The 21,817-nt window shown below is 40.9% G+C and carries 14 protein-coding genes; 8 read left to right on the forward strand and 6 right to left on the reverse strand.

Features of this window, described 5'->3' with window-relative positions; genetic code table 11:
* Positions 1 to 29: 29 nt before the first annotated feature.
* Positions 30 to 497, forward strand: coding sequence for a hypothetical protein (locus tag BN4609_RS05595; protein WP_021994010.1), 468 nt, complete (start codon positions 30 to 32; stop codon positions 495 to 497).
* Here BN4609_RS05595 and BN4609_RS16435 read toward each other — a convergent pair.
* The 6 genes from BN4609_RS16435 to BN4609_RS05625 all read right to left on the reverse strand — a co-directional run bounded on the left by BN4609_RS16435 (position 487) and on the right by BN4609_RS05625 (position 8,839).
* The gene (locus tag BN4609_RS16435) at positions 487 to 975 is read right to left on the reverse strand and encodes a DUF6057 family protein (protein ID WP_164071580.1); all 489 of its coding nucleotides are present in this window, start codon (positions 973 to 975) and stop codon (positions 487 to 489) included. The genes BN4609_RS05595 and BN4609_RS16435 overlap by 11 nt on opposite strands.
* Positions 976 to 1,620: 645 nt before the next feature.
* Positions 1,621 to 3,669, reverse strand: coding sequence for an alpha amylase C-terminal domain-containing protein (locus BN4609_RS05605; RefSeq protein WP_068855607.1), 2,049 nt, complete (start codon positions 3,667 to 3,669; stop codon positions 1,621 to 1,623).
* A gap of 24 nt (positions 3,670 to 3,693) precedes the next feature.
* Positions 3,694 to 4,800, reverse strand: coding sequence for an MORN repeat-containing protein (locus BN4609_RS05610; protein ID WP_068855608.1), 1,107 nt, complete (start codon positions 4,798 to 4,800; stop codon positions 3,694 to 3,696).
* Positions 4,801 to 5,678: 878 nt separating this feature from the next.
* Positions 5,679 to 7,031: a tRNA lysidine(34) synthetase TilS gene (gene tilS, locus BN4609_RS05615; protein WP_068855609.1), complete on the reverse strand. Its 1,353-nt coding sequence runs from the start codon at positions 7,029 to 7,031 to the stop codon at positions 5,679 to 5,681.
* Positions 7,021 to 8,205 carry a class I SAM-dependent rRNA methyltransferase gene (locus BN4609_RS05620; RefSeq protein ID WP_021994015.1) on the reverse strand — a complete coding sequence of 395 codons (1,185 nt, stop codon included), beginning with the start codon at positions 8,203 to 8,205 and terminating at the stop codon, positions 7,021 to 7,023. Before BN4609_RS05620 ends, tilS begins: the two co-directional genes overlap by 11 nt.
* Positions 8,198 to 8,839 (reverse strand): 3'-5' exonuclease, encoded by a 642-nt coding sequence (locus BN4609_RS05625; protein WP_068855661.1) that lies wholly within the window; start codon positions 8,837 to 8,839, stop codon positions 8,198 to 8,200. The genes BN4609_RS05620 and BN4609_RS05625 overlap by 8 nt, the downstream gene beginning before the upstream one ends.
* A 104-nt stretch (positions 8,840 to 8,943) precedes the next feature.
* On the opposite strand from BN4609_RS05625, the gene BN4609_RS05630 reads away from it, so the two are divergent.
* From BN4609_RS05630 to BN4609_RS05660, 7 genes are all read left to right on the forward strand, one after another.
* On the forward strand, positions 8,944 to 11,418 hold the full coding sequence (locus tag BN4609_RS05630; RefSeq protein ID WP_068855610.1) for an FtsK/SpoIIIE family DNA translocase: 2,475 nt from the start codon (positions 8,944 to 8,946) through the stop codon (positions 11,416 to 11,418).
* Between the two features lie 5 nt (positions 11,419 to 11,423).
* Complete coding sequence (gene lolA1, locus BN4609_RS05635; RefSeq protein WP_068855611.1) at positions 11,424 to 12,029, forward strand: outer membrane lipoprotein periplasmic chaperone LolA1; 606 nt, start codon at positions 11,424 to 11,426, stop codon at positions 12,027 to 12,029.
* A gap of 15 nt (positions 12,030 to 12,044) precedes the next feature.
* Positions 12,045 to 13,562 carry a DUF5687 family protein gene (locus BN4609_RS16930; RefSeq protein WP_068855612.1) on the forward strand — a complete coding sequence of 506 codons (1,518 nt, stop codon included), beginning with the start codon at positions 12,045 to 12,047 and terminating at the stop codon, positions 13,560 to 13,562.
* Positions 13,559 to 16,807: a UvrD-helicase domain-containing protein gene (locus tag BN4609_RS05645; RefSeq protein WP_068855613.1), complete on the forward strand. Its 3,249-nt coding sequence runs from the start codon at positions 13,559 to 13,561 to the stop codon at positions 16,805 to 16,807. The genes BN4609_RS16930 and BN4609_RS05645 overlap by 4 nt, the downstream gene beginning before the upstream one ends.
* The gene (locus tag BN4609_RS05650) at positions 16,804 to 19,689 is read left to right on the forward strand and encodes a PD-(D/E)XK nuclease family protein (RefSeq protein ID WP_068855614.1); all 2,886 of its coding nucleotides are present in this window, start codon (positions 16,804 to 16,806) and stop codon (positions 19,687 to 19,689) included. The genes BN4609_RS05645 and BN4609_RS05650 overlap by 4 nt, the downstream gene beginning before the upstream one ends.
* 31 nt (positions 19,690 to 19,720) lie before the next feature.
* A complete protein-coding gene (locus tag BN4609_RS05655; protein ID WP_021992939.1) occupies positions 19,721 to 20,386 on the forward strand; it encodes an MgtC/SapB family protein in 666 nt (221 codons plus the stop codon).
* Between the two features lie 661 nt (positions 20,387 to 21,047).
* Positions 21,048 to 21,817, forward strand: a 770-nt coding sequence (locus BN4609_RS05660; RefSeq protein ID WP_164071581.1) for a site-specific integrase, incomplete at its 3' end; no start/stop codon positions are given.

Raw genomic sequence — 21,817 nt, forward strand, 5'->3', positions numbered from 1 at the left:
AAGTATATAAATTTACAGAATTATTCATTATGAAAAAATTATTATTGCTTTTATCAGTCTGTATTATGACATTGAACGTATCCGCACAGGATATATTTAATGAGGTAAAAAAAATGAAAGACAACGCAGAGGCTTTGATGAACGATAAGACAAAAGATCTTGAAACAAGGAAAATAGCATGTTTCAAATATGACGTATTATATTATCTTATTGGAAAAGCTGCAACGGAGGACACTTTTACAGAATACGAACTGGGAGTGCAAGCCAATGCGATGATAGATTTCGTGAACCTATATCTGAAACGTCTTGCTGACGAAGATAAAAAGAAAGACAGGGAAATAGTAATGGCGAAATTCAAGAATGCAACGATCCAAAATGCGTTGTTCAATGACACGGACAAAGAACTGGTCTATGCCTATGTTGATAACGAGAAATACATAACACAGTTCTCATTGGATACAGACTGGCCAAAGGCATTGGAGGCAGTCAGGAAATAGCATATTGGTAATAATACCAATATGTATTTCCATACGTATCGCGAAGTTTGTTCTTACGTTCTTCAGTATCTGTGATATCGTGTTCCATATTTTGGTAATCTTGAAAATCAGCATCCATAATGCTGTTTTTGAATATTACCTTTGGTGCCGTGTGTGAATGGACATACAAAGTGAGTGCCTCGCGGTAGTGCTTAGGCAAAAAGTCATTAATGTCATAATATTTGGTTATATTCTCAACAAATGCGTCCAGATTCTTATCCATAAGATATCCGCAAAGAATATAATCTGCCGCCTGTTTGTTTCTCCCCCTGCCATGCCTTATAAATTCAATACTGTTATGAATTTGATTGCCTGGTATTTTTAGGTTCAAGTGATGATATATTTCATCAAATCCGAATTTGGAGGTCAACGTGCTATCAGGCAGCAAAGACACGGAACCTCCTCGTAACGGATACTCGAACAGCCTTTCTGCAAGCATATTCTTTTTTGACAAGGTATAGACAATGAGTGTTGTGAGCTGTCTGTCTGACGTTTCCAACTTAACGATTGTGGAGAGTGCCTCGTCATAATCTTTCTCACAAAGACTTTGTAATACATGGAGACGGGCGTGAAACAGCCTGTCACTATTGCTGAAAGCGCAAACATACATGAACTGTACGGTTATAATCAAGAGATTAATCCATAAGTTCTTAATGAATGAGTTGTTATTTATTTTCTCACTGTTGGTTCTTATAAAGTTACGTATACATTTTGAAAATATCACATACAGGCATACCGCAATCAGGGACATGCATGCTATAAATCCGAAAGAAAGATTGAGGTCTTCTGTTTGTCTTCCGCCTGTTATAAATGTCAGAAGTATTGCGGAAGGGAGAAATGTCCATGCGGAAAATGTATGGAATTCCTTGTTTCTTCTTATAGCAAGCAGATTGACCGATAAAAGAAGGAGAGCTGTCAATACAGCTCCCCATAAATGATTGTAATGTGTCTGACCGTCTGAATATGTATACTGCATCAGCGACAAAAGGTCTGCCTGATAATAATACAGATAACAGAAGCAGAACGATACGAATACTATATTACATATGGTGTATGTAAGAAAATTTCTTTTATTCATGTAATGTCAGTTCTTCTTTAATACAACAGCCGAGCGTGCTGGTATGTACAGCTTCAGCCATTCCTTGCGTTCGTTGACGTATGCCTCATCGTAGTTAGTCAGATGTGATATTGTGTCATCAGCGAAACCGTTGCCTCCGAATTCTTTAGCGTCTGTGTTCAGCACCACATCATACGAGCCTGTGGGAACAAGAAAGCCATAATCCGTAAACGAACGTGTAGGATTGAAATTAAACACGAAAATCAAGTCTCCACGCATAAACGCTAATATCTGGTCTCCGTCATTGTGCCATATTTCCGTAACAGGTGTCTTCTGTATGTTTTTTACACTTTTGAGCACCTTTATCATCTGCCTGTCAAAGTCGCCTAAGAAATGATAGTCGAGTTCCTTATTGTCCACAAGGTTCCATTGTCTTCGTGCATATCTGTAGCTCCATCCGTTACCTTCACGCGGAAAATCTATCCATTCAGGATGTCCAAACTCATTTCCCATGAAATTAAGATAACCGCCATTGATTGTAGACGCAGTGGCAAGCCTGATCATTTTGTGCAAGGCGATTCCGCGATTGACAGTGCCGGTCTCGTCACCTTTCTTGAAATGCCAGTACATGTCAGCGTCTATCAGCCGGAAAATGATGGTCTTGTCTCCGACCAGAGCCTGATCGTGGCTTTCACAATAGCTGATAGTCTTTTCATCACTGCGCCTGTTGGTTGTCTCCCATAATATTGAGCTTGGCTTCCAGGCTTCGTCCGGCAGTTCCTTTATTGTCTTTATCCAATAATCAGGTATGTTCATTGCCATGCGGTAATCAAAGCCATAACCGCCATCAGTGAATTTTGCGGCAAGTCCAGGCATGCCGCTTACCTCTTCTGCTATTGTGATGGCATTCGGGTTGACCTGATGTATAAGGATATTGGCAAGTGTCAGATAACATATTGCATTGTCGTCTTCATGCCCATTGAAATAATCACCGTATCCGCAGAAAGCCTCCCCCAGCCCATGGCTGTAATACAGCATTGACGTCACACCGTCAAACCTGAATCCGTCGAAATGGAATTCCTCAAGCCAATATTTACAGTTGGACAGCAGGAAGTGAAGCACTTCGTCTTTTCCATAGTCAAAGCACAGACTGTCCCATGCCGGATGCTCGTGTCTGTCTCCCGGGTAAAAATACTGGTTAGGGTCGCCAGCCAGATTGCCCAATCCCTCACATTCGTTTTTTACAGCGTGGCTGTGCACGATGTCCATAATTACCGCAATACCGTTCTGGTGGGCTGTGTCAATAAGCAATTTCAGCTCTTCCGGTGTTCCGAAGCGGCTCGATGCTGCAAAGAAACTACTCACGTGATATCCGAACGAGCCATAGTAAGGATGTTCCTGTATTGCCATAATCTGTATACAGTTATACCCGTCTTCAATTATTCTCGGCAGTACATTGAGCCGGAATTCATTATATGTACCGACTTTCTCCGCATCCTGAGCCATACCGATATGGCACTCGTATATCAGCAAAGGCGACGTGTTTGGCTTGAACTTTGACTTTTTCCATTTATATGGAACGTCCGGATTCCATACTTGTGCTGAGAATATTTTTGTCTCATTATCCTGAACAACTCTCTGGCACCATGCGGGTATGCGCTCTCCATATCCACCGTCCCAATACACATGCATCTTGTAAAGGTCGCCATGCTTTATAGCCTTCTCGCTCAGCTTAAGCTCCCAGTTTCCATAAGCGTCAAGTCGTTTCGCCTCATATTTCTCTGTTTCCTTCCAATTATTGAAGTCGCCTACAAGAAACAGTCTTGTAGCATTAGGCGCCCACTCGCGGAACACCCAGCCACGTGACAGTTTGTGCAGTCCATAATATTTATGACCGTTTGCAAAGTCTGTCAGAGCCTGCTTGCCATTGTTTGTCAGCATGGAAAGTTTCCATAAAGCATGTTCGTGTCTTCCACGAATGGCGTTCTCGTAATCCTTCAGATAAGGATCGTTCTTTATAAGCGCAAGCTGCTTGACGGCTGCTGTGTCTGCTGTCTTTTTTGTTTTTGCTGCCATGGTTAAAATTTTAACTGTTTTATGTTAGTCTTCATATCTTAATCCGGATTCGTAATACCCTTGTTTTATTATTTTGCCGTTACGGTCTTTCTCTATAAACTTCCCGTCACGAAGGTCATCCACATACGAACCTTCAAAGCGCGTTCCGTCTTTGTTTTCCTCTATTGCATTACCGTTTCTCATACCATTCTTGTACATTCCCTTAAAACGGCTGCCGTCGGCATAGTGGATTATTATCTCTCCGTCAACTTTACCATTCTTGAATGTACCCTCAAACACATCACCGTTCTTCTTTACAAGTTTTCCCTTCCCGTTTTGCAGATCGTTTTGCCATTGTCCAGTATATGAGTTTCCGTTCTGCCATACGTATGTGCCCTGACCGTCTTTGTCGCCCTCTTTGAACATTCCGGTGTATTTGTCTCCGTTCACATATTTGAATATACCGGTACCGGTTCTTTCCCCCTGCACATAATCGCCTTCGTACACATCGCCGTTCTGGAATTTATATATTCCTTTCCCGTTCTGTATGTCATTCAGCCATTCTCCTGTATAGACATCACCATCTGCATATTTGTTTGTCCCTTTACCTGAACGCTGGTTGTTTATCCACATTCCATCGTATGTGGTACCGTCTCCCCAATCAAAGAAACCTTTGCCGTTCTTCTGGTCGTCTTTCCATTCCCCTTCATAGTATGCGCCTCCGGCAAACGTATATTTCCCCTTTCCCTGACGCTTGTCCTTATGCCAGTTCCCTTCATATTTATCGCCGTTATAGTAGTACATCACTCCATATCCCTGCTGATAATCACGGAACCACAGCCCCACATATTTGTTGTTGTTCATGAAATAATATGTTCCATAACCATGCTGCTGGTCCTGAAACCACTCTCCTTCATACTTTTCTCCGTCAGAAAAAGAATATATTCCTTTGCCCTGACGCTTTCCCTTTACATATTCTCCTTCGTATGTATCCCCGTTCTTGAAGGTGGTCTTGCCTTTGCCGTTAGGTTTGCCGGACTGCATTTCGCCTTTATATAATCCATTGTCCCGTGTGACGCACGATCCTAATGTTATTTTTTGGGCATGGGTGACTAATGGTATGAAAAACAAAAGTATGGATAAGAAACGCATATTCACTTTTCTGATTAATTGATATGTTTATGCCAAAAGTATGAAATTTACATGATATCTCAAAAATAATTTAGTTTTTTTTGAAAAAAACAGTGCAAGTAAACGCAACGAAAGCCTGCCTTCAAATTGCCGGGCTCAGCCTGTTATATTCTAAAATACACATTAGACGGTTATCTGTTTACAGCATTTGTGGCTGTATAATGAATAAGGACATTATTAAGATTCCATCTCATGGTTTATACCATTATGCGTATCAGGCCGTTCCGCATACTGTGCAAACAGAGCAAAATACATGATTAAGTGTATCATTTCTGTTATATGCAATCCCCCTACCCTTATTGCCAATATTGAATATTTATACTCTTTTGATATGCAAAAATGATGTTCGCAAATCTGCAAAACAGAAAACCGGCAGCTGCTGTGTTGAAAGCAGATTGTGAATAAGCTCCACTGTTGTATCCGTTTTTTCTTGACAATGATTAAAGCACGATGCCACAGACATGCAGGAAAGGCTTGTTCGCGGTTCAGAACGGACTTTTACATACGCTCATAAAGCCTTTACCGAATGACGAAAAAGGCTTTTTCACGAGTCCAAACAGCCTCTTTCATGAGCGCGGAAATAGTAAGGCAATGTGTCTGAAACCATAAATCGCTGACTGAGATGCAGTTATGTAATACTCCGGGAAATAAGATATTTACAGCCGAATGCGGATTATATGGCAAAGATTGCCTTATTTTGACACTTCACAATGGATAAATATGCGCTTTCAGCATCGTTTTCCGCATATATATTCAAAGATGCATCCGACATACAGACTGTCAAAAACAACAGTACGCACTACAAATTCAGCCAATGTCGAATAAATGGAATAAAGACTTTAATGATTTTTCAGGACAATCTTCAATATCATATTTGTTTTGTCCGTCACTTTATATCGGTTGTCCGGACGTTCGTTTACGAGCCACATGATTTCTCCGTTTGCGTTTGTAATGACGAGTTGCTCTTCCTTCTCGAAACCGCTTCTCTTGATGTCGGTCATGTAATCGCTTATAAGTTTCGACCCTCTCATTCCTAATGGACAGAATCTGTCGCCATTCTGGAGTGGTCGTATTGTCAGCGGGAACTCTATCTTTCCGGCATCCAGACAAGCACAGTCTGACGACTTATCTATCTTATAATCAGCATCTTTAATTTCTTGAATAAATGTAAACTTTAAGTTTTCACCATACACATATACACCTGGTTCAATTACTTTCATGTGTCTCATGGTGAACGACTTGTTACGCTTTCTTATAAGCAAATAACCCCTGTCCGAAAGCAATTCATAATCCTCGGAGTACCATCTCCTTCCGCTGGAACCTTCCATATGCTCAAAGATTTGTCTTATGACAGCCGGGCTGAAATTGTATTTCCTAAGGATGTGAAACAGAGCGTACTCCGGAGATGGCTGTGATTTCAGCTTGGATATATCTATCTTTCCTGCATTGAAAGCCTCAGTTACTGACCGGCTGATTGAAGAATCAAATACTTTTATTGATTCAGATATGTTAAGAGAGGTGCTGAATATATTTTTTCTTACATTAGGATTGATGGTCTCTAATAACGGAATGACATTCAGTCTGATTTTATTCCGCATAACATCATCAACAAGATTGGTGCTGTCTGTGACATAATCCTGACCAAGCGAATTAAGATAATCCTCAATGTCTTTTCTGCCAACACACAATAACGGACGTATTATGTGCCCGTTAATCGGCTGTATTCCTTTAAGTCCGTTTATCCCCGTGCCACGTATAAGATTCATCAATAACGTTTCTATGCTGTCATCCTGATGGTGTGCCACACATATCGCCTCCGCACCAATGTCTTGTCTGAGCTGCTCAAAATACCGGTATCTCAACTCCCTCGCAGCCATTTCGATGCTTATTTTTCTGGCTTCCACATACGAACGGGTGTCAAAATGGCAGCGATGAAGCTTTATGCCCAGTCTTTCGCATAATGCGACACAGAAATTCTCATCTCTGTCAGACTCTTTCCCGCGCAGATGGAAATTGCATGTGACAGCTTCCGTATCAATCCCCATCTTTTTCATCACCAATAAAAGAGCCACACTGTCAGCCCCGCCGGAGAGTGCAACAAGATATTTACAATCTGTCTTGAACAAGCCGTTTCTTATGGAAAAACTTGTTACAGACTCAGTAAAACGGTTTTCTATATTCTCATTCGACATATAAAACCAGTCCTTTCAAATATTCTCCTTCCGGATGATATATGTTTATCGGGTGATCGGACGGCTGGTGCAACTGGTGAAGAATCCTCACCTTGCGGTTTGCCTGAACCGCCGCAGTAAACACAGCGTTCCTGAAATTGTCCTTTGTTATTATCTGTGAGCAACTGAATGTGAACAGTATTCCTCCCGATTTTATGTGTTGAAGACCTTTCTGGTTCAGTCTGGTATATCCTTTTAATGCATTGTGTATCGCATTACGGTGCTTCGCAAAAGCCGGCGGATCCAATATTACAAGGTCGTATTGTTCCTGACAGTTATGGTCAAGATATTTGAATGCGTCTTCGCAGAATGCCGTGTGGCGTTTGTCGTCAGGGAAATTCAATGCGACATTCTGGTTTGTCAGTTCTATGGCTTTTGAACTGCTGTCAACGGAATGCACTGTTTTTGCGCCTCCACGCATGGCATACACGGAAAAGCCTCCCGTGTAACAGAACATATTCAGCACGTTTTTGTCCCTCGAATACATCTCAAGCAGTTTGCGGTTCTCGCGCTGGTCCACAAAAAAACCTGTTTTCTGACCTTTCAGCCAGTCAACGTGGAACTTGAGCCCGTTTTCAATTGTCACGTCAGTATTCATACTGCCATATATGAAACCGTTGCTGCTGTCTATTTCAGCTTTATATGGCAGGGTTGTCTCACTCTTGTAGTACACATTCTTTATTCTTCCGCCTGTAACTGCGACGATAGCTTTGCATATGTCGTGCCTGAATACATGGATCCCTACATTGTGAGCCTGCATAACGGCGGTGTCGCCGTAACAGTCTACTATAAGCCCCGGAATATAGTCTCCCTCACCATGAAACAGCCTGAACGTGGTGTTATAGTCCTCGTTGATTATTCCAAGGGCTTTTCTCATGGAGTATGCGGCAGACAGGCGTCTGTACCAGAATTCATCATTAATCTCGATGTCTGAGAAAGAAAGCACCCTCACGGCTATTGACCCTATCTGGAAAAAACCGGTTGCAATGAATGCATTGTCATTGGTAAAAACTCGTACGATGTCTCCGTCTTCTATGTTTTCATCCATAGAATTAATTGCACCGGAAAATATCCATGGGTGAAATCTTTTAAGACTGTCCTCTTTCCCACGTTTTAAGTATACTGATTTATACATTTGCAATAGAATTATTTATATCGTCCTTTATAATCAAAGAATAATCGCCGGTCTCTTTCAGTTTTAGAATTTCCTTATATAACCTTACGCATGCCCAGGCGTCTGTTGCGGCATAGCTCATCTGTTTGTCGCTCAGCACATCTGCATCCCAGTTTGTCAGTCGCTGTCTTTTACTAATCTTTTGTTTGAAGATGTTGGCGTACAGTTTTTGCAGGCTTTTGTCCTCAATGCCTATATCTCCTATTATATCCTGTATGTCTATGAACAGTCCCGGTTTGAATTCCATTCGTTTTTGCAGTGCGGCAAGATCGTCATGCCAGGACAATCCTACCATTGGAACCTTGGTGTTGCTTAGCAATGATATTACCGATGTTACCATTCCGATGTAATTCAGGCGGAACAGGAAACAAATGTCTTCTGTCGCAACCTGTAATAATGAGACCTTGTGTTGTTGCCCTTTTTTAAATGAAGGCCTTGTTTCCGTATCAACACCCAAAATATCTTTAGACAACAAAAAAGGTACAGCCTTGTCCGCTTCACGCTCACTGTTCACGGTTATAATCTTTCCGGGAAAGCTCACTAACGGCAAATCCTTGATGTATTCTTTGTCTAATCTGTTGTAGATAGTCTTCATTGTCTGCATTTAAAACAATTTGCAAAATTAGAAAAAAGTTACGAATTTATGGCTGTTTCCAACTTTTTTACGCTATTTTTGCACATAAATAAGAGAACGAAGAAATGGTCAAGAAGAAATCCGAGCGCAAACCGAAAAACATAATGGAGGCTGTAGGCTTTCAGAATATATTCAACAGTGAAAAAACAGACTTCTTACTGGGACTTATAATATTAATCATCGCGACTTATATCATCATCGCAATGGTTTCTTTCCTGAATACAGGTCAGGCAGACCAAAGCATACTTGAAGATTTAAGACCGGGAGAATGGCTGAATACAAACAGGACTTTCAAAAACTACTGCGGTAGTATCGGAAGTATCATAGCCTACACATTAATAACGGTGAACTTTGGTCTTCCGGCATTTATCATACCGGTATTTCTGATAATAGTCGGACTGAAGATGATGAAAATCTGTACAATCAATCTTTGGAAGTGGTTCATGTGCCTTGCGATAGTGATGATATGGACATCCGTTTCGTTCGCTAAGTTTTTGGCACCGTTTATGGAAAACTATATATTCAATCCTGGAGGAAATCATGGACTGTTCTGCGTACAGACCATGGAGAATGTCATAGGTGCGCCGGGACTTACTGCCGTGCTCATATTTGTGGCAATTGCGTTTCTGACATATTTGAGTTCGGAAACGATAAATATTGTAAGAAAGATTCTCAATCCGGTCGGATATCTTACGAGAAAGATTAAATTTACTGTCATAAACAATGCAAATCACGATTCGTCAGAATCATCAGAGACAATATACGAGGATAAAACAAATACAACTATACAGGAAGTGTCTCCTATAAAGGATGACACACCGGAAGAAACGGAAATACACACACCCACTGTTATAGACCTCACCGAAGACATCAGCGACAATAACAATAAGGCAAAAGAACCGGAAAAGGAGAAAACAGATAATCCTGACAGTGGGCTTATTGTTGAGATATCAAAGACAACGGAACGTCCCGATGATAGTAGAAAAATAGAGGATGATGATATAATCAAGACACCTATAAACCCCAAAGAACCGTTTACAGGATATAAGTATCCGACAATAGACCTGCTGAAAAAATATGACAATGACGGGAAACCCTTCGTTGACATGGATGAAATAAGAGCCAACAATGAGCAGATTGTTAAGGTTCTGAAAAGTTTTGGAGTTGATATAAGTGAAATTAAAGCGACAGTAGGTCCTACAATAACACTATATGAGATAACGCCGGCTCCAGGTGTGCGCATATCAAAAATCAGAAATCTTGAGGATGATATAGCGCTAAGCTTGTCAGCTCTCGGCATAAGGATTATAGCGCCAATCCCAGGGAAAGGTACTATAGGAATCGAAGTCCCGAACCGAAAAGCCAACATCGTTTCAATGGAAAGCATCATTAATTCGAAGAAATTCATAGATGCGAAGATGGAGCTGCCCATTGCATTGGGCAAGACCATATCAAATGATGTGCTTATTGTAGACTTGGCTAAAATACCACATCTGCTTGTCGCCGGCGCAACGGGTCAAGGTAAATCTGTCGGTCTGAATGCTATAATAACATCATTGCTTTATAAAAAGCACCCGAACGAATTGAAGTTTGTGCTTATTGATCCTAAAAAGGTTGAGTTCAGCGTGTATTCGCCTATTGCCGACCATTTCATGGCAACACTGCCGGAAAATGACGAAGAGCCTATTATAACGGATGTCTCTAAGGTAGTACGCACACTGAACAGCTTGTGCACACTAATGGAACACCGGTATGACATGCTGAAGATGGCAAAGGTCAGGAATATAAAAGAGTACAATCATAAGTTTGTAAATCATGAGCTTGACCTTACGAAAGGACATGAATTCATGCCTTATATAGTTGTAATTATCGATGAGTTCGGTGATTTGATCATGACAGCCGGAAAAGAGATAGAAATGCCGATAGCGCGCATCGCCCAACTTGCACGTGCCGTGGGAATCCATATGGTGATTGCCACACAGCGCCCTACCACAAATATTATAACCGGAACGATTAAAGCGAACTTCCCGGGACGAATAGCCTTTAAGGTCACTTCAATGATTGACTCACGCACTATTCTTGACCAACCCGGTGCCAACCAGCTTGTCGGACGTGGTGACATGTTGATTCTCGACGGAAGAACACCAAATCCCGTACGTGTGCAATGCGCGTTTGTAGACACTCCTGAAGTCAAAAATATAAATGAATATATAGAGTCACAGCCTGGTCCTGTAGAACCCATGGAACTTCCAGAACCGGAAACAAAAGCCGATGGCACATCTAACGGTTCTTCAAACAATGAGATATCTAATCTGGATCCTTATTTTGAAGAAGCAGCAAATCATATAGTAACAACACAACAAGGAAGTACAAGCATGATACAGAGAAGGTTCTCCATAGGATATAATCGCGCCGGAAGGCTTATGGACCAGCTGGAAAAAGCTGGGATTGTAGGAGCCGCTCATGGAAGCAAACCAAGAGAAGTTCTTGTCTCTGACGTAAATCAGTTAAACGTTTTATTAAGACAAATAAAAAATTAAATATTATGAAAAGGATTAGTTGTATATTAATATTGCTGATTATCATCGCGTCTGGTGTATTTGCGCAAAATGCCACACAAGCCCGCGCGGTATTAGACAAGACTGCGGGAATATTGAATAGAAAAGGCGGTCTGAGCATAAGTTTTTCTATGTCAAATTCAAAAACAGGTACTGTTGCTGGTACAATTGCCATCAAAGGAAAGAAATATAATGTCAGGACACCTCAGGCAATAGTATGGTTTAACGGGAAAACACAGTGGACATATATGAAAAATACAAATGAGGTAAACATTACAACTCCCTCACTGTCACAACAACAAATGATGAATCCATATGCTTTCATAAACATGTACCGTAGCGGATACAGCCTTTCAATGAAAACACAAAATAAAAACTATGTGGTACATATGACTGGTGAAAACAAAAATATACAGGAGATATATGTTACAATAAATAAAAAAACATATATTCCATCAGCGATAAAGCTTCGGCAAGGTGCTCAATGGACATCTATAACAATCAGTAATTTCGCTGCAAAAAACCAGTCTGACAACATTTTCACATTCCGTTCTAAGGATTTCCCAAGTGCGGAAATAGTTGATTTAAGATAATATACGCAACCGCTGATGAATACATGGGATTTATACAAGGAGTTAAGACGTCATCGCAAATATGCCGGAATACGCAATGTTAACATTACAAGAAACAGAACAGCAAAATATGTGATATACGCGTTGTTCGCATTACTTATCATATATTTAATGTTGATTGCTGTCGGCTTGGCGTTCATTGTCAACGACAAGGATAATAACGAAATATCATCATTGGAACTGATTTCCGCCTTGTTCCCGTATATTCTTATACTGGATTTCCTTTTCCGCTTTATTATGCAACAAACTCCTTCACAAATAATAAAGCCCTATACACTGTTGCCATTAAAACTTTCTGACTGTATAGATAACTTTATATTCACGTCTCTTCTATCACTGGGTAATTTCGTGTGGTTTGCACTTTTGTTGCCATATGCCTTAATGTCAATAGTATTCAGCTACGGACTGCTTCCAACGTTTCTTTTTTTATTATACTCATTGATTCTAATAATGGCAAACAGTCAATGGTATTTAATTATACGGACGTTGCTAAGTGATACTGTCGCATATTGGCTTATACCGATTGCTGTATACGCATTGATATTCTCTCCATCGTTCATCGGCAAGGACAGTAATATAGAGCGGATGCTGTATTTCTATTCAGAGTCAGGAACGTTGATACAGAACAACAATATATTACCAGTCATTTTCTCGTCGGTTATCCTTGTTGTTCTCGTATTGATAAACAGAAAAATACAGCTTTCACATGTGAAAAAGGAAATTTCATCGTCGGAAAGTTCTACGAGCCATAAAATAAATTCATTCTCGTTTTTGGATAAATTCGGAGAACGAGGTTTATATATTCAGCTCGAGATAAAGACGATATTACGTAATAAGACACCTCGTAAAGGTCTTATTTACTCCATTCTTTTGGTTGTTTTTTTCAGCTGTATAATTTGCTACACATCGGTCTATGACTCCAGATATATGACAAATTTCTGGTGTCTTTATAATCTAATCATTTTCGGTTCAACCATGCTTATAAATATAATGGGCAATGAGGGCAACTATTTCGATTTTCTTATGACAAGACGAGAGAATATTTTGTCTCTCTTAAACGCTAAGTATCTATTATACTCACTGCTTCTCCTGCTTCCGTTCTCATTAATGCTTCCAATTGTAATAATAGGTAAATGGTCGATGCTGATGTTGGTTTCATATACAATATTTACTGCCGGATTTCAATATTTCATAATATTTCAGATGGCTGTATACAACCGACAGACAATCCCGTTAAATACAAAGTTTACAGGTAGGAGCAACATAGAAGGTAACCACTTTCAGATATTGGCAAGCATAATATGCATGCTGTTTCCTCTGGTTCTGGTTTCCATGTTGCAACTTGTATTTAAAGATAGCATATCATATATTATTATATTAATAATAGGACTTATATTCATATTGACTCATTCATTATGGCTTCGTAACATATACAAACGTTTTATGAAACGACGCTATACTAATATGGAGGCATTTCGTTCCACACGCCAATGACTTATAATCCAACAGACAAACACTCCCTAACCGTATATAAGGCAAGTGCCGGTAGCGGAAAGACATATACATTATCAATAGAATACATAAAACTATTGATAATTCAGCCTCAATGTTACAGGAAAATACTGGCTGTGACATTCACCAACAAGGCTACCGAAGAAATGAAAATCCGTATTCTCAGTCAACTTTATGGTATTTGGAAACTGCTGCCGGATTCCAGAAACTATATTGACAGAATAACGAAAGATCTTGACATTTCTGAGTCAATCGCTTCTAAACAGGCTGGCATCGCCTTGCATAATATTATCCATGACTATAGTTATTTCAGAATAGAGACTATAGATTCTTTCTTTCAGGGAGTATTAAACAATCTTGCAAGAGAGCTTGATCTCACGGCAAACCTAAGGGTGGAACTGAATGATTATCAGATAGAACAGTATGCTGTAGACAAACTTATTGAAGAACTTCATAAGAAAGACGAACTGCTTAAGTGGATACTTTCGTACGTTAAGGAAAATATAGAGGACAATAAAAACTGGAATGTAATAGGAAAGATAAAAAAGTTCGGAGAGAATATCTTCCGTGATTATTATAAAGCAAACAGTTCCAGACTGAACGAAGTCCTTCAAGATAAAGAAAAACTGCACCGTTTCATTGATTCCTTGAAGACAATAAGACAGCGCATGAAAAATGCGATGAAGGAGCAATGCGAGCGATTCAACTCGATAATGTCCTCGTCCGGAATTGAAATCAATGATTTGGCGTATGGGAAATCCGGAGCGTGCGGCTATTTCATCAAACTGTCGGAAAGTCAGTTTGATGGCAGCATTCTTACCAAACGTGTTCAGTCTGTAATCGACAGTCCGGACAAGTGGCTGAAAAAAGGAGGCAAGGACAAAAGCAGACAATCCCTGCTTGAAAATGTCGTAAACAACAAACTGTGGCCCTTACTTGTAGAAACAGAGCGTTTGCGTTCTGACTTATGGAAACCTTATAAGTCTGCTGAACTCACTCTTCAACACATAAACCAGCTTCGCCTGCTAAACAGTATTGAGAACAAAGTGAAGGAACTCAACGCAGACGTCAATCGTTTTCTATTAAGTGACACACAGTTTTTGTTGCATTCATTGATAAATGACTCTGACTCACCATTCATTTTTGAGAAAATAGGAACTCAACTTGAATATGTGATGATAGATGAATTTCAAGATACAAGTACTATACAATGGAGCAATTTCAAGATACTGCTCGAAGAATGCATGAGCCGTAGTTCGGAAGGGAATCTCATTGTAGGAGATGTCAAGCAGAGCATATACAGATGGCGTTCCGGAGACTGGCGGCTATTGAACAATATCGAGTCACAATTCACTGACGCAGAACGACGCATGTCAATAAAAACACTTGACACCAATTACCGTTCAAGCCGTAGAATTATAGAATTCAACAACATATTCTTTAACACTGCGGCAAAGATTGAATACGATAACCAATATAACGAATCGGCAGACGACAGGCTTGCCCGACAACTCGCGTGGGCATATAGTGACGTAGCTCAGAAGATTCCCGAAAAGACTAAAGATGAAGGTTTTGTGGATGTGGAACTGTTGCCGCGTGAAGACTATCAGGAAAAGACTTTGTTACGTATCAAGGAAATTATAGACGACCTTATAAGCAAAGATGTTCCACAGAACCGTATAGCGATAATTGTCCGTTCCAACATAAATGCACAGCTTATAGCAGAGTATTTCTCCCAGTATGCCGGTTACATTAAAATTGTGTCAGAAGATGCCTTCAAGATAGAAAGTTCAGTAGCCGTAAATATCATTATCAACGCGATGCGTCTGCTGCTTAATCCGGACAATGACATAGCAAAAGCATATCTTGTAAAGGCATACAGAAACAAGATACAACATAAAGAAATAACCGATGACGCATATGCAGGAACACATATGTCTGATGAAGAATCACTTCCGGCAGATTTCGTGGATCAACGTACGCATCTGCTTACCAAATCGCTTTATGACATAGTGGAACATATTTTCATATCTTTCCGACTGCACGAACTGAATGAGGAAAGTGCATATATATGTATGTTCTACGACCTGTTACGCAATTTCATAAAAGACAACACCCCCGATCTCGATGCATTTATAGAAGAATGGGAGAACAGCATACACGACAAGACCATACAGGCAAACGAGATTGACGGTGTAAGGCTTATAACCATACACAAGAGTAAAGGACTTGAGTTTGACAATGTCATAATCCCCTTCTGTGACTGGAAGGTAAATGATTCGGGCACAATATGGTGCTATCCTCAAGAAGCTCCTTTCAACACATTACCCGTAATTCCGATTGACTACAGTCCAAAGCAGATGAAAGGAACGATATATGAAAATGATTATCTTAATGAATATCTGCAGAATACGGTTGATAATCTCAATCTGCTATATGTCGCTTTCACAAGAGCATCCGACAATCTGTTTGTTATCGGAAAACGCAATAGCCCGCAACTACGTTCGTTCATCATAGAGAAGAGTCTGGCTGCTGTAGCAGAACATTTACCTGATTCTTCGTACGAATGCGACGATGATTCCTCGAGCCCCATAACATTCCATTACGGAAATACATGTATCCCAAAGAGAAATGACGTCAGGGAATCTTCGCGGAATGTATTCATGCAACCTGTCTTACAGACAGAGACAGACATAGACACATATATCTGCAAGGCGGAATTCAGACAGAGCAACAAGAGCCGGGACTTTATCGAAGGAGATGATGATGATAGCCGGAAGCGATACATCAGACTCGGTTCTGTTCTGCACAAGCTGTTTTCGACAATTAACACAGCAGATGACATTGACAATGCTCTCCTACGAATGGAATACGAGGGCGTGACTTATGATTGTGGAATGACCGTTGACGAAATACGCAAGCTGCTGACGCAAAGGCTCTCCTCCCCGCAAGTGGCGGAATGGTTCTCTGGCAGATGGAAGCTATTCAACGAATGCACCATACTATCTTATGATGAAGAGAAGCATGCTACAGTGAGCCATCGTCCCGACCGTGTCATGACCGACGGCAGACAAATGATAATCGTGGATTTCAAATTCGGAAATCCAAAGCCTGAATACAACAGGCAGGTCCGAGAGTATATTACGCTTGTCTCTCAAATGGGATATAAGAATGTTAAGGGATATTTGTGGTTTGTCTATTCAAACAAAATTGTAGAGGTAAAATGAAAAGTTTTCTGGAATATGTTTCTGAAGATATGATAAACAAGTTCGGCTACGACTTGTCACGCACTGTTGTGGTATTCCCCAACAAAAGAGCATCTCTCTTTATGAACGAATGTCTGATGAGAATAGCCGGCAAGCCTATATGGAGCCCTGTATATATAACCATCAGTGACCTTTTCTGCCAACACTCAGCCCTGACCATAGCCGATCCGATAAAGCTTATATGCGAACTGCACAGATCTTTCATCAAATACTCAGGAACAAACGAGAGTCTTGACCATTTCTACGGATGGGGACAGCTGCTGCTCTCAGATTTTGATGATATTGACAAAAATATGGCTGACGCCGGCAAAGTGTTCGCCAATCTGAAGAATATACACGAACTCGACGATATATCATATCTTACAGAAGAGCAGAAAGACATCCTGAAAAAGTTCTTTATAAACTTCAATGACAACAGTCAGAGCGAACTGAAGAAAAGATTTCTTAGCCTGTGGCAGCATTTCGGAAATATTTACAACGACTTCAACTCACGTCTCCGCGATATGGGCATAGCTTACGAGGGCGCGCTATACCGCAGCGTCGCGACTGACGAGGAGCAGACATATGAATATGACAGATATATATTTGTGGGATTCAATATGCTGCATAAGGTGGAGAAAATGCTTTTTGACAGGTTGAAGAAACAGGGCAAGGCGTTTTTCTACTGGGACTTTGACAAGTATTTCATGCCTGACAGTGAAACCTCACACAATGAGGCAGGACATTACATATCACAATATCTTAAATATTTCCCGAACGAGTTGGATTGCAACGATTCAAAAATATACGACAATCTAAGTAAATTCAAAAAAATAAAATACATCAATGCGTCAACCGAGACAATACAGGCACGATATGTAAGCGACTGGTTGAGAAATGGCGGACGAATGGCTGACGGCTCTAAAACTGCTATAATCATGTGTGACGAAAGTCTGTTGCAAAGCATACTCTACAGCCTGCCTCCTGAAACTGGAAAGGCAAACATTACAACCGGATATCCGCTGTCACTCTCGCCAGTGTCCTCATTTGTCATGCACCTTCTTGAGCTGCAGCTCAACGGACGTAAACGAAAAGAGGACAGATTCTATCAAAAACAGGTTTTAAGGGTTCTGAGACATCCGTTCATGTGTTTCATATCCGACAAGGCGGAAGAACTTGCAAGCAGATTGAGCACACAAAAGATTTACTATCCTGATGGCAGACTCCTCTCGGAAGACGACAATCTGAAGACTTTGTTCTGCGACATAAATAACAACAGGAAATACTGTTCTCCCGGCGCACATCCGAATCTTTGTCTGCTTAAATGGGTCATGGAAATCATAAGTATAGCCGGAATTAACAGCAAAGACACATCAGACGCACTCATACAGGAGTCGCTCTTTAGGATGTATATGGTGATAAGCCGACTGGCATCGCTTACAGAATCAGGCGACTTGTCAGTGGACGTAATAACACTTAGACGACTGATAAAGCAGCTTATAGACTCCACCACAATACCATTCCACGGCGAACCGGCAGTGGGTGTACAGATAATGGGAATACTCGAGACACGCAATCTTGATTTCGACCACGTACTGCTGTTGTCTTGCAATGACGGGAAAATGCCCAAAGGTGTGAATGATGCGTCATTCATTCCCTACTCCATCAGAAAGGCTTACGGACTGACAACCATCGACAATAAGATATCCATATATTCATATTATTTCCATAGCATCTTGCAACGTGCTACGGATGTAACCATGATATACAACAGCTCGACCGATAACGGACGCGGAGAAATGAGCCGTTTCATGCTCCAACTGATGATAGAGAGTCCTCATGCCATTATATGTGAGAACCTGCATGCAGGCTGTAATTCCGCAAGGTCTGTGCCGCACATCATAGAGAAAAGTCCTGCCGTTATGGACGTGCTTGACAACATGCGTCGGATTTCACCGTCGGCGGTAAACCAATACATGAGATGTCCGCTTCAGTTCTTCTACAATTACGTGGCAAAGATAAAAGAACCCGACAATACTGATGAGGACACTGTGGACAACAGAATATTCGGCAATATATTCCATAAAGCCGCGTTCTACATATATAAGGACATGGCTGGAAATGACGGATTGATAAAAAGCGGCGATATTGACAGATATCTGAAAGACCCGAGAATAATCGAATCGGTCGTCGACAGAGTCTTCAATGAGGAGTTGTTCAAGTCAGACAATATCCGGAAGGCTCCTGAATACAACGGTTTGCAGATAATAAACAGGGAAGTGATAATAGGATATCTCCGTCAGCTGATGAGACTTGACCGCGAAATGACTCCGTTCAAGATTCTCGGACTGGAGACGCCTGCATATGATACAGTCTGCTTCAATACAAGCCGGGGAGAAAGGGAGATAGAGATTGGAGGTATAATAGACCGCATGGACGTCACCGGAAATGCTCTTGAAAAGATAAGGATTGTGGACTATAAGACCGGACGGCAGCCTTTGAAAAAGACGAACTCTCTCGATGAGATTTTCTCAAGCGACAGTATTGAAGACAAGCATGGGGACTATTTCTTTCAGGTGATGCTCTACTCGCTTATAATAAGCACATCGGAGGAATATGGGAAAAGCGGCAAACCTGTCAGTCCGGCACTGTTCTTCATCAGACACAGCATGCAGGACAGATACGACCCGACGCTGACTATTGCAGACGAACCTATAGACGACATACGCAAATATGCCGGAGAATTCGTTGGAAAACTAAAAGACGTCTTGGGCGAAATATTCGATTCACAGACTTCATTTGTTCCTACGGAGCATAAGACACGGTGCATTTCATGCCCATATAAGTCAATATGCTGTATATGAAAAATAATATAACAACACATACACATTCACAATGTCATACGATTTCATAATAAGAATACTGGCTGCAGCCATCATAGGTGGAGTAATAGGAATAGAGCGTGAATACAGGGCAAAAGAGGCAGGATTCCGTACACACTTTCTTGTCGCACTGGGAAGCGCGCTGTTCATGGTCGTTTCTCAGTTCGGCTTTGAACAGACCGGCGGAACCGTCGGCAATATCTCAATCGACCCGTCAAGAATTGCCTCACAGGTTGTTACGGGTATTGGTTTCATCGGCGGTGGCATAATCATATTTCAGAAACATGCGGTCAGAGGGCTTACTACAGCCGCAGGCTTGTGGGTCACTTCTGCAATAGGTCTTGCATGTGGCTCGGGACTCTATTTTCTTGCCACAGTCACAATGATACTTGTACTCATATGTCTGGAAGTCCTGTATTTTGCAGTGAGAGGAGTCGAGTCGAAGCGCATCACTGTGACATTCGCTCCATTGTCCAAAAACATGGTGGGAGGAATAATCGACACACTTAAAAAAGACGGTATGGATGTCAAGTCATACCATATAAAGCATTATTCAGACAACAACAGCATGCATTACTCTATGAATGTAGACATAAGCATAAGAGGAAATCACTTTGAAGAAACCATAAAAAAGATTCTGACTGATTTCGAAGGCGTGTCCATAGATGAGATAGAGTAAAGGATATTTCATTCTGAAAGAATATCTGACAGCATGGTTATTGCACATACAACTATGTGTGCCATATGTAAAATATGATAATTATAACCGAGAGTGTCACTCTCCAACACTTTAAAATACTAAAGAATTTAGAGACAAACTTATATTTTGGCTTAAAAACACAGTTTTATCTATATTACGGTAATACGGTGTGATACAGACAGTTGGCTATTTCCCGCTTGTCTTACTGTACGAGATTGAGATGTCAAAAAGGCTTTTTCAATCAGCAGAAAAGGCTTTTCCGTGTTCCCAAACGGGCTCTTTTGACTTCTGAAAGTACATATAAAAAGTGTTTGAGAGAAGAATGAGGAAAGTTTACTGGTTATCAGTTACTTTCCTCATTTTGGTTAAAAGTAGCGAGGACAGACGAAGACGGGAATACGACAAGATGAGACAGAGGAACGTTACCTATCCGTAACCTATACCCCAAATGGGGAATGTTAAGGTTCGGAAGAATAAGGAAGGTTACGAATTGAATTTGAACACTCTGATTTATAGTGAGTTACTGATGAGTAACGTAAGATTTTTGGTTACGAACCAAATTTGCCGTGTTCTGCCGTGAAATGCGTAGCAAGAAAAGACTCTTCATGTATTAATTTTGAACGCAAAAAAGAATGACGTTATGAAGAGTACATTTTCAATTATCTTCTACCTCAAAAGACAGGTAGTAAAGAAAGATGGTACTGATTTGTGGGACACCAAGGGCGGACGCATGATAGGTAAGAGTATGCAGGCTTTGGAGGTGAACCGCAAATTGGACAAGATGCGTGTGAGTATCAGTAAGCATTATCAGGAGATTATGGACAGGGACAACTTCGTCACTGCCGACAAGGTGAAGAACGCCTTTCTTGGCTTGGAGTATCGTTGCCATACACTGATGAAAGTCTATTCTCAAAGCCGTGATGAAATGGAAAAGCAATATAAGGCTGGCATGAAATCTTTGAGTACATACACGAAGTATAGAATCGGGTGTGCCTATGTGGGCGAGTTCTTGCAGATGCATTACCATGTGAAGGATATTGCTCTGAAAGAGTTATCGCTGCCTTTTATCACAGACTACGAGACTTTTCTCAGAACCGACAAGCACTTGAAGATAAACTCTGCGATGGTGTTTGTCCGCAATCTCCGTGCAATGGTATTCCGTGCCATAGATAATGAATGGCTTGTAAAAGACCCATTCAGACGATATGAGTACAAGGAAGAAGAGACCACAAGAGAATTTCTGAGCAAAGAAGAGATTCATCTGTTGATGGAGACACCTATCACAAGAAAGAAGATGAGCATGGTGCGTGACTTGTTCCTGTTCTGTTGTTTTACAGGTCTCGCTTTCATTGATCTGTACAACTTGAAGGAAGAGAACATCAAGGAATTTTTCGATGAAGGTGAATGGAT

Origin of the sequence: Leyella lascolaii, assembly GCF_900079775.1 — a bacterium.
Classification (GTDB): domain Bacteria; phylum Bacteroidota; class Bacteroidia; order Bacteroidales; family Bacteroidaceae; genus Prevotella; species Prevotella lascolaii.

What these genes read in the sequence shown, in the direction of transcription:
- tilS (WP_068855609.1), bottom strand. Translation starts at nt 7,031, where the DNA reads ATGTCGAATGAGAATATAGAAAACCGTTTTACTGAGTCTGTAACAAGT.
- BN4609_RS05645 (WP_068855613.1), top strand. Translation starts at nt 13,559, where the DNA reads ATGACTTATAATCCAACAGACAAACACTCCCTAACCGTATATAAGGCA.
- lolA1 (WP_068855611.1), top strand. Translation starts at nt 11,424, where the DNA reads ATGAAAAGGATTAGTTGTATATTAATATTGCTGATTATCATCGCGTCT.
- BN4609_RS16435 (WP_164071580.1), bottom strand. Translation starts at nt 975, where the DNA reads ATGCTTGCAGAAAGGCTGTTCGAGTATCCGTTACGAGGAGGTTCCGTG.
- BN4609_RS05620 (WP_021994015.1), bottom strand. Translation starts at nt 8,205, where the DNA reads ATGTATAAATCAGTATACTTAAAACGTGGGAAAGAGGACAGTCTTAAA.
- BN4609_RS05655 (WP_021992939.1), top strand. Translation starts at nt 19,721, where the DNA reads ATGTCATACGATTTCATAATAAGAATACTGGCTGCAGCCATCATAGGT.
- BN4609_RS05625 (WP_068855661.1), bottom strand. Translation starts at nt 8,839, where the DNA reads ATGAAGACTATCTACAACAGATTAGACAAAGAATACATCAAGGATTTG.
- BN4609_RS05630 (WP_068855610.1), top strand. Translation starts at nt 8,944, where the DNA reads ATGGTCAAGAAGAAATCCGAGCGCAAACCGAAAAACATAATGGAGGCT.
- BN4609_RS05595 (WP_021994010.1), top strand. Translation starts at nt 30, where the DNA reads ATGAAAAAATTATTATTGCTTTTATCAGTCTGTATTATGACATTGAAC.
- BN4609_RS05650 (WP_068855614.1), top strand. Translation starts at nt 16,804, where the DNA reads ATGAAAAGTTTTCTGGAATATGTTTCTGAAGATATGATAAACAAGTTC.
- BN4609_RS16930 (WP_068855612.1), top strand. Translation starts at nt 12,045, where the DNA reads ATGAATACATGGGATTTATACAAGGAGTTAAGACGTCATCGCAAATAT.
- BN4609_RS05610 (WP_068855608.1), bottom strand. Translation starts at nt 4,800, where the DNA reads ATGCGTTTCTTATCCATACTTTTGTTTTTCATACCATTAGTCACCCAT.
- BN4609_RS05605 (WP_068855607.1), bottom strand. Translation starts at nt 3,669, where the DNA reads ATGGCAGCAAAAACAAAAAAGACAGCAGACACAGCAGCCGTCAAGCAG.